We start from the raw sequence: 13,922 nt of genomic DNA on the forward strand, positions 1-13,922 counted from the left end.
GCCGACACCGCCGCCAGCGGGATAGATGCTGGTCAGCAGCGCGTCGATGCCGAGAAGCGGGACATCATTGGTCGAGACAGTTCCAGCACGCACGATCTTGTCGGTCAGCCGCGACCACCCCGAGGTGACCTCAACGTAGTCGCCAGCGGAGACTCCGTGCGATGCCTCCAGGGTGGCAACAGCCGGATTGGCGTTGGAGAGAGCCGACATGGCCTTGACGGCGCCGTAGCCGGAAGCGATCGCCACAAGGGCGCCATTGGGGAGCGAGACAGACATGGGAATGCCCTTTCAGACGAAAAAAAACCGCCTCAGGGACGGTCGGTTGCGGATGCCCGGAAAGGGCGGGAGGAAAAATGGCGGGCTAACGGTCGGCCCAGATGGAAAAGTCTTGGCGCGTGCCAAACAGCTTGGTTTCTTCTTCCTGCTCGGCGACGAATGCGCCTAGCGGCTTCGCCTGGAACGTCGACGAGGTCGCACCCTCAAGGGCCGCCTCTGCCTGCACAGCCAGCGCGTTCGCCTCGGCCCGGGTCAACGACCAGAAATTGATCTGCATGCGCGCATTTCTCTTGCTCGGGACGCCAGAGACGAAAGTCGGCGCCTCGCCGCCAACCTGCTGGTATGTCCCGTATGGCTTGGCCGCACCCAGCGGCGCCACGTCCGGATAGAAGCGGTTCCCCACCAGCGTCTTTAGCGTGTTGAAAAGGGAGGATTCAAGGCTCATGTCGCGTTCGCCATTCGTTCAGCCATGCGCTCTTTTCCGATGCGGATTGCCTCATCCACGCGACTGAAGGCTGGCCGGAGAAAAGGATGCGCGGCCATCTTCGAAGTACCGAACTCGAGCAGATGCCCATGCGGCGCCTTGCTCTTGTTCCAACTGATACGGTAGGTTTTCACCGTGGCGGTCGATTTCTCTGGCGAGTAAGCCCAATAGATCGCATTCGACAGGTTGCCGGTCTTACGGCCAAGCCGCGGCGGCGAAGCATTGAGCTTCACCTCGTCGTAGAACACTCGGCCCATGGCCGCGGCACCGGAAAACAACACCTTCTCCTGGATGGCGTTTTCGAACTTCGACAGGTCGGCTTCGAAGTCGCCATTCAGCCTTCCCTCGACGAAGTTAGCCACTATTCGCCCCCGTCTCGCAGACCAGGTCGATGCGCTCCCGGGTCTCTTGGTCATCCTGCACAGCCTTGATGTCGAAAATGGTCGAGCCCAGAACTGCGCGCATGTTTGCAATCACGTCGGTTCGACGGCGCACGCGGATTGATGCGGGAACGATGCTCACGGGAGTTCCGCTCTTAATGACTTCAATTCCCTTTAGGTATCGAACGTTCGCCCAAACCGTGGCCACATCGGTCCACACCATCGTCGGCTGGCCGATCTCGTCCTGGCCGGCGACCAGGCTCTGGATGGTCACGCGGCGATTGAGCTTGCCGATTTCCACGTCACTTGCTCCAGATCTTGACGGTGTCGAGCAGCGATCGCGCGCCCATCGGAATCTCATCCAGGTTCAAGGTGCTCACGGCCTGGCGGTTTTCGTACAGATGGCCGATCAGCAGCAGCAAGGCCGCCTTTGCGGCCTTGGGCAGCGTGGTGTACCCCGTGACGTAGCGGATGCGGACGGCGTCGGGCACCGCCTGCGTGTGCGGCCAGTAGACGTTGTAGGTCGGCGCGAGGCGGCGCGAATCGCCGTAGAGGCTGAGCGCATAGGAACTGGCAGCAATGGTTTGCTCGGCGCCCGCCTCATCGGTGTACTTCACACTGGTGATCGTCGCCACCGGGGGCAAGTCCAGGTCGATGTAGTCGTCTTCGTAGATGGGAAAGCAGTCCAGCGCCACTTCCAAGGTCTGCGGCGCGAAGGCGCGGCCGGTGTAGTGCTCAGCGAATTCGCGCGCAGCCGTGATCAGCGCGGCAATCAACGTGTCGTCGTCGCTCACGTCCACCCGGAGGTGCAGCTTCGCTTCGGCGGTCGTGATGGGCTCAACTGCAACGGGCGTGATGACCTTGTACATCCTCAGACCTCGCCAGCTTCGACCAGTTGATTCGGATGGCGACTGTGGTCATAGGCCGCCTCGATTTCTTCCGCCGTCGGCAGGGCCGCGCGCTCCACGAAATCGACATTGATGCGCTCGCCGTCGTGCGTCATCTTCAAATCGACGCAGTCGTAGCCGTAGAAGCGCAGCGCCTGCGGATTCATGGCATCCATGAGGCTCGTCGTCTTCGGCATCGCGATCTGAACGCCGCGCGCGGCGGCCACGCCAAGCCAGAACTCGACACAGGCCCGCCCCTTCTCGGCGTCGTGCGCATCTGGATAGGTGAAGTCCATGCCGAAACAGGTGATCTTCGTAGCGCCAGCATGCAGCGCGTAGGCGATCGCGTAGGCCGCGGTGCTGTTGAAATAGCCCATCGGCATGTCATTGAGCACGTCTGCCAAGGGGAATTCGACCAGGCCCGGGTATTCAGGGTGCGCGCGGCTCGTGATGATGGGGCCCGGGTGAGTCTTCAGCCACTTGAGCATCTCCGCGACGTTCGAATCGGGCTTTGCCGCGGCCCTGATCTCTTGCACGCGCACGTCATCCATGTGGAAAACACGGTCACAGGCAAACACGTCGCCCAGGGCGTTGATGCCCCAGACCTCATCGCAGAACGCGCGCCGGCCGCCGTAGCGCTTGGTCAGCTCCAGGAACTGCCGAACGGAGGGGCCGAGACCGAGAATTGCAACGTGCATTGACTATGCTTTCCACATGAAAAAAGGGGCGCCGGACGGGCACCCCTTTGGTTATTGCCTTTGTTGCCTTATCAGGCCGGGTTCGCGACCGGCACCAGCGACGGGTTGAACAGAATCGCCGTGGCGGAGACCGCACCCACCGACGTCACGCCGGTTTGCACAAGGCTCAGCTGCACGTAGCGTTTCGTTCCCTTGTAGCCGATGCGCTTGGACACTTCCTTGGTCGTGCCGGCGGTGCGCGGCGTGGCGGCCAGCAGCGATGCCAGGGCCTCGGTGCCCAGCAGATCGGCATCGGCCACGCTGGTGAGCGTGCCGGTCACGTCGCCTTCTTTCATCACGGTGGTGACGATGGTGCCGGTCGTGGTGACCGAGCCATAGTCGATGACGAATTCGACGCCACCGTAACCCTGGCGGTCGATGATGAGGCCGGTCTTGGTGGCGTTGGCGCCGATAGCAGCCGGGATGACGGCGAGCTTCTGCTGCACGTTGCTGTGAAGATCGTTCGATTTCATGATGGTTTCCTTTCGTGTGTCGAGTGCCCCGGGTTACCCCGGGGCGTGTTGATCAGGTCGAGAACTTGAGGAACTTCACGGCCTCGAAGTTGACCGCGCCGCCGCCGGTGCGCTTCGTGCTGTAGAACACGACATACGGCTTGGCGGTGTACGGGTCACGCAGCGTGCGGATGCCCATGCGATCAATGATCGTGTAGGCCTCGCGGATGTCGCCGAATGCCAGCGAAAGCGAGCCCGTGCCGATGGCCGGCACGTACTGGTCGACGCGAGCGGGGTAGCCCAGGAGGCGGTCGGGCTGGCCGGCCTGCAGGCTGGGTTCCCACAGGTAGCGGTCGCTCGTGGCTTCCTTCATCTTGCGGATCTTGGTCCGCACTTCGCGGCGCATCATCCAAGTGGCGTTCTGCAGGTACTGGTCCTTGAACGCGCCCAGCAGGTCTTGCAGCGGGTCGGCCTTGGTCGTGGTGAAGTCGCCATTGGCGCCGGTCACGACATGCTCGAAGGTGCCCCAGGCACGGGTGTCGTCGCCCGTGGCAGCGGTGCCGTAGGCGAACAGGCCGCGGGGTTGACCCACGCCGGTGCCGGTCGTGAAACCGGCACCTTCGACGCGCGCGAACTTGTCCGCCACCTTGCCAGCCAGCCAGCCTTCGACGTCCGTTGCGGCATCGTCGAGGATCTTCTGCGAGGCCTTGGGCATCGCATACATCTCGTGCGCCTGGATCTCGTACTTGCCCACTTGCGGGGTGTTGGTGTCCGAGCGGGTGCCCAGCTCCGAAACCCAGCCGGCATCGGCTTCGTTGTTGTCGACGATGCCTTCGAGCTTGTCGGTGCTGATGCCCTGCACGGTGGCGAGCTGGCGCATGGTCGACTGCTCATAGAGCTTCGACACCATACGGCCCACGGTCGACGGAGGCAGCAGGTAACCGCCATCCGGGTCCGAGCCGGCAGACATGGCCTTCTGCTCATCGCCCGAGAGCGAGTTCATCGGCGTGCCGGTCATCACCTTGAAGAAGGCGTTCTTGTACTCGGTGTAGCCCTTCACATCGACTTCGGCCGGCGCGGGCTTGCCCTTGCTCTGGAAGTCGGCGCGCAGCATGAGGTTGAATTGCTTCACTTCGGTGGCCAGGTCGGCCGCTGCCTTGGCTTCGCTGTCGTTCTGCGGGCGTCCGGCCTTCTTCTGCAGGTCGTCGATCACAGCCTTGAGCTCGTCGAACTTGTCGAGCTCTTCGCCCAGCTTGGCAACCTTCGCTTCCAGTTCGGCAACAGCCTTGCCCTCGGCTTTTGCCTTGATCAGGTCGTCGTTCGCTTTCTTGAACTCATCGAAGGCTTTGCCCTGGCCGTCCAGGATGTTCTTGACCTCGAGCAGCGTGACCTCGCCGCTCATGGCCATGGGCACCATGCCGATGCCTGCGAGGGCTTCGGGCGGCACGATGGGATGCCCGGCCACTGCGAACAGCGCCAGGACAGCGACGATGGCCAGCAGGCCGAGCGTCAGGTTTTTGCGGGTGAATTGCATGATGTACCTTTCGGAAATGAAAAAGCCGCCTCAAGGGCGGCTGACTACGGGGATTGCGCTTGGTCAGAAGACGGCGCGAGCTTTCAGGGATGCGGCCCAGTCGGACCCCAGCGAATCGCCTTCCCCGGAATCACTCCGGCTGATGACGCTCTTGACGCGAGACACCATTGCGAGTGCCTCGCTCTTCGACATGCCACATACATCACGCAAGTGGCGCTCGATTTCGGAAAGGCTGTCGAGCTCTTCGATGGCCTTGACAGCCGAGACGCGCGAAGCGTCGTTCATGGGGAAAGTGACCAGGCTCAGCTCGACCAAGTCGAGCTTCTTGAGGGAACGCACGCCGGTCACGCGGTCGTAGCTGTCGTCACGCGAGCGATAGCCGATCGACATGCCGGAAAGTGCGCCCATCTTCATGAGTTCGTAGGCCTCGGCGCCGCGGGCGGTCTTCAGGGCGAGTTGCCCCTTGACCTTCAAGCCGACAGCGTCCTCTTCCATGCTGGTGTAGACGCCGATGGGCTCAGCTTGGCGGTGCTGCCAGAGCATCGCCGGCATGCGGCCGGCGGCTTTCTGCGAAGCTAGGGTGTCAGCGAACGCCCCAGGGATGACGATGTCGCCGCCCTTGTCGGTGATATTGAAGATCGACCCGTAGCCCTCGAAGGTGCCGGTGTCGCCGTTCGCCTTCAGTTCACAGCTGAAATCGAGTGTCTTGGTGGTCATTTTTGCCTTTCAGGCCGGTGTCGGCACGGGGGCCGGCGTATTTGTGGCGACCGGCAGGACTGCCGCAGTACCACCGAACGGGTTGAGCTCTTCCAGGCCGCGGACTTCATCTTGCGTCATCCAGGCCGGCGAGCCCCCGGAGCCGAGAGCCTTGGCGTAGTACTCGGCGCGGTCTTTCGCGGCGCCGCGCAGAAGCCCCGAGGCCATGAACTTGAAATAGAGGCCGGACGCACGCTCTTTCTTCGTTAGAAGGTGTAGGTCAGCGGAGTTTTCAACGCGCGCATACCAAGGCGACAGCGTGTGCACAACGTGCGAGAGGAACATCTGCTCCGCGCTTGCATACGTCGCGGCCTTATCCGAATAGCCAACCATGATCGGCATGACGCCAAAGAAGCGACAAACCTCTTCGATCTGGAACTTGCGCGTCTCCAGGTGCTGCGCGTCTATGCCGGACATGGCCTGCGAGAACCATTTCGCCCCACGATCCAGGATCATCGGTGCGCCGGAGTTCTCGGCGCCAGCGAATTCCTTGTCGATCCAAGCTTTCAAATCCTTATACTGCTGCGGGGTCAGGTTCCCATCGACAGAATAGGTGCCAGATGGGCGAACCCCTTTCGCATGTAGTTTGGACTGCGAGTCTTCGGTAGCGATGGCGAGCCCAAGCGCCTCACGCGCCATGCTCAAGATGTCCATGCCAAGCACACCATTCCAACTCGGCCCCTTGACATGCCAGATGGCATCGGCCGGGAAGATTTTCACGGCACCACTTTTCCCCGTCACCTTGAAGCCAATGCTGTAGTCCTCGGCTTGAACCTTCTCCACCTTGCTCGGGTCCAGCAAGATCATCTCCAGGATCTTTCCGCCGAATCCCTTGTTCTTGAAGGCGTATGCGTTGCCCAGTGCCGCGTGCAAGACCAGCGTTTCACGGAACTCGAACGAGGTCGTCCAATCGTTGGGCGCGGTAGCGACTAGGTCATAGAGCGAATGGTCCTTGGCCGGCGCGCGCTTCGTCATGCCGCTCGACTCGGTTTCGCGGTACAACTTGAACGGCACCTGTGCGCCGCCCTGCGAAAGCACCTTCAGACACGCAAAGGCCACAGAGACCCTGAAAGCAGTCTCCAGGTTAATCGTCTGGCCGGACTTCGACGCCCGTCCGCCATAGATTTCACGGAAGAGCTCGAGCGAGCTTGTCGCCGAGGCAGACTTCCGCTCGACACCACGCGACAGGAACCCCATTACTTGCCGCCTCGCGCCGACAGCCATCCGGCCGCCAACAGAAAGATGCCACCGACGATGAACCCGGCGGGCAGATAGACAAGGCTCGCGCCATACGAAACCGCACCGGCACCACCGGCCATCAGCACGTCGGGCACCCATCCACCCAAGGTGGCRAAGCCTGCAGCAATCTTGTCGAGAGGTTTCAAGTTGTGGTTTCCCAAAAAGACTGTTCTTCGCGCACCTGCAGCGCACCGCCCACCGCCATGACGGCCGCAACCATCAGGTCGATCCGACCGGTGGCTTTTTCCTTGCTCAGCTTCCGGTTCTCCGCGTCGTCGGACACCGTGACGGCATTCGCGGCGCACCAGGTGAACACCGGGTTTCCGGGATGCACGACGGCGCCATTGAGCAGTGCCGTCTCGAAGGCTTCGATGGCCGGGCTCATGTCCTTGTATCCCTGGCCGAAGGCCTGCATCTCGGGCAGCGTGACCCCGTTATCGGAGGCCAGCGCCTTCAAGTCCTCGATGCGCCAGCGGTCAAAGCCGACGAGCTGCAGATCGAAGAAGCTGCTGAGTTCCGCCAACCTCCTGACCACCGCGAGCTTGCTGATCGCTCGGCCCGGCGTGGTTTCCAGATAGCCCGCGGTCCGCCATGCCAGATAAGGCACGCGGTCGAGTTCCTCTTTGCGCTGCAAGCCCTCTTCCGGCAGCCATGCAAACGGCACCAGCTTCCATGGCTCACCCTCTTCGACGGGCTCCACGTGCAGCACCAGGCCGGTCAGGTCGGTGGTGCTGGACAAGTCCAGCCCAGCCCATGCGCGGCGGCCGCGCAATTCGCGCCAGTCGTACTCTCTAGCCGCGCCGAGCCAGATGTCTGCGCTGATCCACGGATTGGTGGCATCGGTCCATTGGCAGAAGTTCAGGCGGCGGACCAGCGCCTCCTTGCTGGGCATGCCGCGCGCCTCAGTGACCTGTTCGCGCAAATATTTCAAACCCGGCAGCTGCGCACCCTGGAGACTCGGGTTGACCTTGGGCCAGCAGGCCTCATTGTTGAACGGGTCATCGCCCTCATCCAGAGCGCACACATACCCGAAGAAGGCATCGTCCTGCAGCGTGCCCGCGCTGACCTTGGCAGCGTAATCGTGGTAGTTCCAGCAGGGCGATGTCTTGCTCGCACCGCTGTTGGTAATCATCAGGATCAGCGCCTGGCGCCGGCTCTTCGTGCCGGCGCGCATCATCTCGACTACCGTGTTGGTCTTGTGCTCGTGGATCTCGTCAATCAGCGCGACATGGGGCCGCGGCCCTGACTGCCCGTCGTCCGCACTGATGGGGCGAAAGAAGCTCGCGTTCTGGTGGTAGGCCAGATTCCACACGTTCTCACCGGTGCCCGATGGCCGCAAGCGCGCGCGCAGTTCGGGCGACTGCTGAAACATGGCTACCGCATCGCGGTAGAGGACCATCGCCTGGTCCTTCTTGGTGGCCGCGGCATAGATCTCGGCGCGGGCCTCGCCGTCGGCGGTCAGGCCGATCATGCCGATGCCGGCGGCGAGAGGACTCTTGCCGGAACCCTTTGCCGTCTCGACATACACCACGCGAAAGCGTCGGTATCCGTCAGCCCCTTTCCATCCAAAGATGCTGCCGACGATGAACTGCTGCCAGTCGAGCAGCTCGAAGGGCAACCCCTCAAACTCGCCGCCATTGAGCCGCAGCACATCGCGATAAAACCCGATGGCGCGCAGCGCCGCCGCCTTGTCGAACACCAAGCCACGCTCGTGGCCTGTTTCCAGATCGTTCAGGTGGCGCTGGCAGGCGGCCCGCACGTGCGGGCCGGCGATCTTCTTGCCGCCCACCACCGCGCGGGCGTATCGCGTGACAGGATCAGCTGAAGTAGCTCGCCGTGCCTTTGGCTTCGTCGCCAAACAGATCCCCTTGCGGCTGCACCGCGATGCGCGTGCGCGCCTGCGGCGTCATGCCGAACTTGTCGAACACCTGCATGGCCTGCTTGAAGTACATGCTCTGGGCCCCCGCCCAAGGATTGATGTGCTCGCCGGCCTGGACCACGTTGCCGTCTTCGCCAGTGACGTTCTTGGCCTTGACCGCGCCATCTGCCTCGACACGCAGGCTGGCGCGGCGGTATTCAGCGATGGCCACGCAGCCCATGGCGAAAGCCTGTACGTCGACTTCGGTCAGCAGGCGGTTCGCCGCGGCCATCGGCGCCATTTCGGACCACACAATCTTCGCGGCGGCAGACAGCCAAGCCGGAGGCGTGAGGTCTTGAAGGTAAGTCGGATCAGGCTCCTGTTTGTTGAGTGCGCGCTTGCCCGGATTGCCGGCGACCAGCTTCAACGCCGTCGGTTTTGGTGGTCTTGCCATGATTCCTTCCTTACCCCCTACCCCCCTCCATTACGCGGAGTTGCGAACAAGGGGAACCGACCGGTCTGCAGCCGAGGGGTCCCAGAGATCGGATGCCCCCCTACTTGCCTCGAGCCCAGTGGTGTGCGGGGTCGACGGGCATGCCCGACAGGTCGCAACCCGTCACGCGCCCTGTTCGCTCGAACCGTTGCTTCGCGCCATCGTGGCAGGGCTTGCACAACGACTGCCAGTTGCCCGAGTCCCAGAACAAGGCCTTGGCCTCAGCGATGACAGTTGCATCTCCGCCATCCATCGCCTCTTTCAACCGGTGCGGCACCTTGTGATCAACCACTGTTGCCGCAACGATGCGACCACGCTCGAAGTGCATGGCGCACAGCGGATGCGCACGCAACCATGCGTCCCGCGCGCGCTGCCATGCGGAGGTGTAGCCACGCTCCTGTGCCGTGCCCCGCCGGTCATCGTGCTGCTGCCGATTGGCATCTGGTCTGGTCATAGGCAGAAACGACAAAGCCCGCACAGGGCGGGCTTCTTGGTGGCGAGCTTCTCCATCTACTGCTACCTCAGAGCCTTGGCTCAGTCGGGCATTCAACGAAGAGTTGAGGTGCAGCAGGCTAAGCAGCCAGCGCGTTCCTCGGCGGCGATTCTATTCCTGCGTTCTGTATGCGCGCAATCTTTTTTTCAACGCGGATCGAGCACGCGACACGCAATCATCCATGTAGTTCACCACGCGCCGACCGTCCTGCTCATGTGGAGCATGCGCGACCCCTGTCCCACCGCACGCGCGGCATAGCTTCGTGGACAGCACAGGAGCACCCACCGCGGGCAAGAACAGCAGACCGTGGCACTGGTGGCACGTTTGATCGAGCCAATGTGCAATGACATCGGGCACCTTAGCCTCGGCATCTTCCATGCACCACAGAGCCACGTGAGCCAGGATCTGCCGGCGAACGTCGGGCAGGCTCTTGAGCTTGTTCACCAGCTTTGCCATCTCACGCATGTACCAGCCATGCGCCTGCATGCGCGCAACTGCATGGCAGGCCGACAGCCTCATCATCGACAGGTGCGCGTCCATTCGCTCCGGGCTGATCACGTATGCCGGCCTGCGCGTCACCAGCAGTGATTCGGCAAGCGCCTTGACCGCTGCAGCCGTCGGCTTGCGCGGCTTCTCAGCCCTGTCCCATTCGCTACGCAAGCGCAGCAGCGCCATTCCGACGCGCGACTCCGTCCAGCCTGCGGCGATAAGCACATCGCCGTCACCAGGCCTCGCAGCAACAACCTTCAGGTTGGACGTATTGCCCGCGCTCACGTAGGCCTCTTCGACACCCGGTCGATCACTCTGCAACATGGGGAATTTCCTTTTCATGAACCGTTGGCAGAACGCGCGTTCTGACGTTGCGTGCGTATGGGTGCGTGCGGATGCCAGTCACCGCACACACGCGGCGCGGCAGCAGCTCGACCAACCCCTCTTCGCTCAGGCACGCATAGGCGCGCCGCGACGGCACACCGCCGTACCTCGCTTGCCATGCCCGCCGCAGCTCCGCCGGCGTCAGCCCCTGCCGCTCGCCCATGATCCCGATCTCGAAATCGGCGATCAGCCGATAGGCTCGGCTCGTCTGTGGTTCGCTCATGCGTGCGCCTCCTGCCCCGACTCGACCAAGGCGCGGACGCGCGCCGTGTATGCGGCGAACGACTCGCGCTCAGGGCTCAGGTCATCCGCGTCCCACGGTGCCATGCCCAACTCGGCCGCCTTGGCTTCGATGCTGCTGCGCGTTGCGTCCCATGGCCCCGTCGGCATGACCGGGCCGGTGGCGAGGCCCGCCGCTTCGCGCAGCTCGCCTTCGACGATGCCGAGCGCATAGCCCAGGCCCTTGCCCTTGTCGACCGCACGGCGCGCCGCATCGGCGAACTGGCCCACCGAAACGCCCCGGCCGATCAGCACCAGCAACTTCGGGTTTGACGGATTCGCGTCGGCAAGCCCAGCCTGCCGCATCGCCCGGCATGCGTCGCCGGCCGGCGTCGCGTTCGGGTTTTCGGGTTCGGCTCCGGCCTCGCGCGCACGCACACCCGCAGGGGGATCAACTACTGCGTGTGTGTTGTCTTCTTTCTCTTCTCTTCTCTTCTCTTCTCTGGTCCGCTTTTTGTCCGCTTGTGAAGCGGACATTTCTCGGACAGAAGATGACGCGCTGCGCGTTGCCCGCTTCCGCTCCGAGTCCATCCCGCGCTTCTTCGCAGACTGCCCGTTATGCTCGGAAAACCTAGGCGCGACAAGGGTTTGCATGTCTCCATCGCCATGCGCTTCAAGCCATCCCACAGCGATCAGCGCACGGGAAAATCCGGGAAAGCCGACCGTCTCATCCAACACATCTGCGTCGTAGCCTTCGAGCGTTCCATCAATCGAGTGCGCATCGAACACGCTCCATGCGACAAACAGCGCGCCGATTACGCGCAGCCTGTCCGCTTTCAAAGCGGACGAAACGCGGACAACTTTCGGATGCGTGCGAAGGTCCGAGCGCATCTTGATCCAGTCACCGGCCATCGCGCCCCCCGTCCGAAAGGTGCGCGCCCGCCGCAGCTGGCAAGCCGTGCATCGGCATCATCATTCCCCGTCACTCCCTGACGCTCCCCGGGACTCCCTGCGATTCCCTGAGACTCCCCGGCCACTCCCTCCCACTCCCCCAGATACCCCGGGCATTCCCTTAGCCAGGAGCTGCTGATGCAGGACAGTAGCGATATGGATCTGTTCAACCGCTTTCTCATGCAACCAGTCACGCACCAGCTCAGCACGGTCGCGGCCGGTAGCCCGGCTCAATGCCTCGAGCGCAGCATGCGTCTCGGGCGTGATCTTCCCGCGGAAGTCGACAAGTTCAATGCTCATGATTCAGGCATCCAATGTGTAGAAGAAACTCGCCGCCCCGGCGCGCCGAACACCGCACACCGGCCCGCGTGCGGCGATGGTGGAGACATCACAGGAGAAATAGCAGGCGCGCCGGATGTGGCGGCGGCGAGTGGAAATGAGAGCGCGGGCCATTGGTCAACCATTCCGGCCGACGTGGACCCCATCGCGCTTTGGCTTGCGCTGCTCAACGCGATCCGTGAGGGCGAACTGGCCCTGAGCATCAGCCCCGTCATCGCTCCCGCACAGGAGGATGTAGAGGGCACCGATGACGGCGACCAGGCAGAGAACGAAGGCAGCGGGGCGACCAACAGTGAGGGCGGCGAGGCCCAAGCTGGAGCCCACCAGCAGGAGAACTGCGACCAATGCACGCTCGATAAACGTGATGCTCATGCGTCAGCGCCTCCCGCGGCTTGGTGCCCGCCCTATCGCCGGGTAGAGTCCGAGTCCCACAACACGGACCCGGCGACGGGCGGACAAAATGGAAATCAACCTGGACCAGATCCAACGTTTCGGGGCCGATCCGGAAGCGATGCGCGTGTCATTCGCAGTGCTCGATGGGACACAGGAGCACACGCTCTCGTGCTCGCTCACCGGTCTTGCGACGTTGGTGTCTGCCGCCTTCCAGGCCTCCCAGCACCTGGTCAAACTCTCTGGCGTCGAGCCAGAGCTGCCGGAGATTCCAGTGACGGCAGTCATGCGACCATCCCAGCTGGACGTTCGCCGTCAACCCAAAAGCGACGGATCTGTGGTCTTTCAGGCTGGAGCGACTGCGCTCGAGGTGAAGCTAGATTCCCTAGCGCTGGACTTCCTAACTCAATTGCTGAATTCGCGCCGGTAGCCCATACCCAACGGGGTCGCGAAGCGGCGACCTCGCGGCAGACGCGCAACCTCTGTGTGCTGGTGCTGTGCATGTCAGGCGCCCTCCCCGTCGTCGCGCGAGAGCGCCTGCGCGTCGAGTTGCTGCTTGAGCTTGGGCAGGCCAATCGCGATCATGACCAGTGCCGATGCGGCGAGCATCAGGCTCACCGCGATGAGGATGCAGGTGAGCCAGGTCATCGCTCAGGAGATGCCTACGGCCTGAAGGGCCGTAGTCTTGGCTTCGACGAGTTCAGGCCAGATCCCTGCATAGGTCTTCTGACACAGCATCTTTCGCGTCAGCTCTCCCTTGGTCTCAACCTCTGCCCTGCGCGCTCGCTCCGGATTCATGTCGCGACGGCCAGTCAGGCACTGGTAGAGATACTGCTCATCGATTCCCGTGACCGCAGCCAAGCGCTTGCGGTCATCGGTGCTCAATTGGTTTTGCATGCCGACAATTCTAGCGATTAGCTAAGGCAAGTAAAGCGATTCGACGGAACCCACTCTTAGCGATCTGCTAGAAACCGCAAAATGGAAACGTGCTCCGAGCGTCGCAAGAGAAAACTCATCGCCTTGGCCGAAGAGAAAGGCGGCTTGAAATCGCTCGCCGCTGACTGCGATCTGAGCTACGCAACCCTCGACCAGATCATCAAAGGGGTGCTATTACCTCGAAAAGCAGATGGCACTCGAAGCGAACGAGCGCTCGGTGACGACACTGCCCGGCTCATCGAGACCCGCTATGGCCTCGAGCGAGGTTGGTTTGATTCGGATGATTCGGTCGCAGCGGCGGTGCCGTCGCTCGAGGTCGCACTCCGGGTGCTGGCCGAAGCCCTACAAGCCTCAAGCAAGCACGCACGCTTGGCGGTTGCACCATTGCTTTCAGCTATGGCCGCTGAACCCGCAGAGGCAAAAAATCAATCGGAATTAATTCTAAAGTTGCTGGTTACCGAACGTGACAAATTGTCCGCGCCCGTCGATGATGTTCTGGGCACCCCTCACTTAATCATGAAAAAACGAAGGGTGAAGATCAGAGACGCGGAAGGAAACAATGGGCGACGTAATCCGACTGCTGCCAAAAGCGGCGGCACAAAATGACACCGAGGCCGTATTGATG

Annotated in this window: 22 protein-coding genes; 2 read left to right on the plus strand and 20 right to left on the minus strand. The window is 62.5% G+C overall.

What is annotated here, in order from left to right; translation table 11 throughout:
- The 18 genes from AC1DOC_RS02980 to AC1DOC_RS03065 all read right to left on the minus strand — a co-directional run.
- Positions 1–276, minus strand: a 276-nt coding sequence (locus AC1DOC_RS02980; protein WP_478129387.1) for a phage tail tube protein, incomplete at its 3' end; no start/stop codon positions are given.
- A gap of 85 nt (positions 277–361) precedes the next feature.
- Positions 362–721 carry a DUF3168 domain-containing protein gene (locus AC1DOC_RS02985; protein WP_478079219.1) on the minus strand — a complete coding sequence of 120 codons (360 nt, stop codon included), beginning with the start codon at positions 719–721 and terminating at the stop codon, positions 362–364.
- A complete protein-coding gene (locus AC1DOC_RS02990) occupies positions 718–1,122 on the minus strand; it encodes an HK97-gp10 family putative phage morphogenesis protein (protein ID WP_478079220.1) in 405 nt (134 codons plus the stop codon). Before AC1DOC_RS02990 ends, AC1DOC_RS02985 begins: the two co-directional genes overlap by 4 nt.
- Positions 1,115–1,441: a phage head closure protein gene (locus AC1DOC_RS02995; protein WP_478079221.1), complete on the minus strand. Its 327-nt coding sequence runs from the start codon at positions 1,439–1,441 to the stop codon at positions 1,115–1,117. The genes AC1DOC_RS02990 and AC1DOC_RS02995 overlap by 8 nt, the downstream gene beginning before the upstream one ends.
- Before the next feature lies 1 nt (position 1,442).
- Entirely contained in the window at positions 1,443–2,009 is a 567-nt protein-coding gene (locus AC1DOC_RS03000; RefSeq protein WP_478079222.1) for a head-tail connector protein, read from the minus strand.
- Between the two features lie 2 nt (positions 2,010–2,011).
- Positions 2,012–2,725: a hypothetical protein gene (locus tag AC1DOC_RS03005; RefSeq protein ID WP_478079223.1), complete on the minus strand. Its 714-nt coding sequence runs from the start codon at positions 2,723–2,725 to the stop codon at positions 2,012–2,014.
- 71 nt (positions 2,726–2,796) lie between these two features.
- Entirely contained in the window at positions 2,797–3,237 is a 441-nt protein-coding gene (locus tag AC1DOC_RS03010; protein WP_478079224.1) for a hypothetical protein, read from the minus strand.
- Positions 3,238–3,289: 52 nt separating this feature from the next.
- The gene (locus AC1DOC_RS03015) at positions 3,290–4,750 is read right to left on the minus strand and encodes a phage major capsid protein (RefSeq protein WP_478083350.1); all 1,461 of its coding nucleotides are present in this window, start codon (positions 4,748–4,750) and stop codon (positions 3,290–3,292) included.
- Between the two features lie 63 nt (positions 4,751–4,813).
- Positions 4,814–5,467 (minus strand): HK97 family phage prohead protease, encoded by a 654-nt coding sequence (locus AC1DOC_RS03020; protein WP_478079226.1) that lies wholly within the window; start codon positions 5,465–5,467, stop codon positions 4,814–4,816.
- 9 nt (positions 5,468–5,476) lie between these two features.
- Entirely contained in the window at positions 5,477–6,703 is a 1,227-nt protein-coding gene (locus tag AC1DOC_RS03025) for a phage portal protein (protein ID WP_478079227.1), read from the minus strand.
- Positions 6,703–6,891 carry a hypothetical protein gene (locus AC1DOC_RS03030; protein WP_478079228.1) on the minus strand — a complete coding sequence of 63 codons (189 nt, stop codon included), beginning with the start codon at positions 6,889–6,891 and terminating at the stop codon, positions 6,703–6,705. The genes AC1DOC_RS03025 and AC1DOC_RS03030 overlap by 1 nt, the downstream gene beginning before the upstream one ends.
- Positions 6,888–8,534, minus strand: a complete 1,647-nt coding sequence (locus AC1DOC_RS03035) for a terminase large subunit (RefSeq protein WP_478129388.1) — start codon at positions 8,532–8,534, stop codon at positions 6,888–6,890. Before AC1DOC_RS03035 ends, AC1DOC_RS03030 begins: the two co-directional genes overlap by 4 nt.
- A gap of 28 nt (positions 8,535–8,562) precedes the next feature.
- A complete protein-coding gene (locus AC1DOC_RS03040; protein WP_478079230.1) occupies positions 8,563–9,057 on the minus strand; it encodes a phage terminase small subunit P27 family in 495 nt (164 codons plus the stop codon).
- A 100-nt stretch (positions 9,058–9,157) separates the two neighbouring features.
- On the minus strand, positions 9,158–9,550 hold the full coding sequence (locus tag AC1DOC_RS03045; RefSeq protein ID WP_478079231.1) for an HNH endonuclease: 393 nt from the start codon (positions 9,548–9,550) through the stop codon (positions 9,158–9,160).
- A gap of 150 nt (positions 9,551–9,700) precedes the next feature.
- Positions 9,701–10,402, minus strand: a complete 702-nt coding sequence (locus tag AC1DOC_RS03050) for a hypothetical protein (protein ID WP_478079232.1) — start codon at positions 10,400–10,402, stop codon at positions 9,701–9,703.
- A complete protein-coding gene (locus tag AC1DOC_RS03055) occupies positions 10,389–10,685 on the minus strand; it encodes a hypothetical protein (protein WP_478079233.1) in 297 nt (98 codons plus the stop codon). The genes AC1DOC_RS03050 and AC1DOC_RS03055 overlap by 14 nt, the downstream gene beginning before the upstream one ends.
- A complete protein-coding gene (locus AC1DOC_RS03060; RefSeq protein WP_478079234.1) occupies positions 10,682–11,593 on the minus strand; it encodes a hypothetical protein in 912 nt (303 codons plus the stop codon). The genes AC1DOC_RS03055 and AC1DOC_RS03060 overlap by 4 nt, the downstream gene beginning before the upstream one ends.
- Positions 11,594–12,088: 495 nt before the next feature.
- Positions 12,089–12,343 (minus strand): hypothetical protein, encoded by a 255-nt coding sequence (locus AC1DOC_RS03065; protein WP_478079235.1) that lies wholly within the window; start codon positions 12,341–12,343, stop codon positions 12,089–12,091.
- A gap of 88 nt (positions 12,344–12,431) precedes the next feature.
- Here AC1DOC_RS03065 and AC1DOC_RS03070 point away from each other — a divergent pair, with 88 nt between their 5' ends.
- A complete protein-coding gene (locus AC1DOC_RS03070) occupies positions 12,432–12,791 on the plus strand; it encodes a hypothetical protein (RefSeq protein WP_478079236.1) in 360 nt (119 codons plus the stop codon).
- A gap of 74 nt (positions 12,792–12,865) precedes the next feature.
- Here the strand turns inward: AC1DOC_RS03070 and AC1DOC_RS03075 are convergent, their stop codons facing one another.
- Together AC1DOC_RS03075 and AC1DOC_RS03080 are read right to left on the minus strand one after the other, a co-directional pair.
- A complete protein-coding gene (locus tag AC1DOC_RS03075; protein WP_478079237.1) occupies positions 12,866–13,009 on the minus strand; it encodes a hypothetical protein in 144 nt (47 codons plus the stop codon).
- 3 nt (positions 13,010–13,012) lie between these two features.
- Positions 13,013–13,258: a transcriptional regulator gene (locus AC1DOC_RS03080; RefSeq protein WP_478079238.1), complete on the minus strand. Its 246-nt coding sequence runs from the start codon at positions 13,256–13,258 to the stop codon at positions 13,013–13,015.
- An 81-nt stretch (positions 13,259–13,339) separates the two neighbouring features.
- Here AC1DOC_RS03080 and AC1DOC_RS03085 point away from each other — a divergent pair, with 81 nt between their 5' ends.
- Positions 13,340–13,903, plus strand: coding sequence for a hypothetical protein (locus tag AC1DOC_RS03085; protein ID WP_478079239.1), 564 nt, complete (start codon positions 13,340–13,342; stop codon positions 13,901–13,903).
- Positions 13,904–13,922 lie beyond the last annotated feature (19 nt).

This window comes from Variovorax sp. 01T439_2 (genome assembly GCF_056398445.1).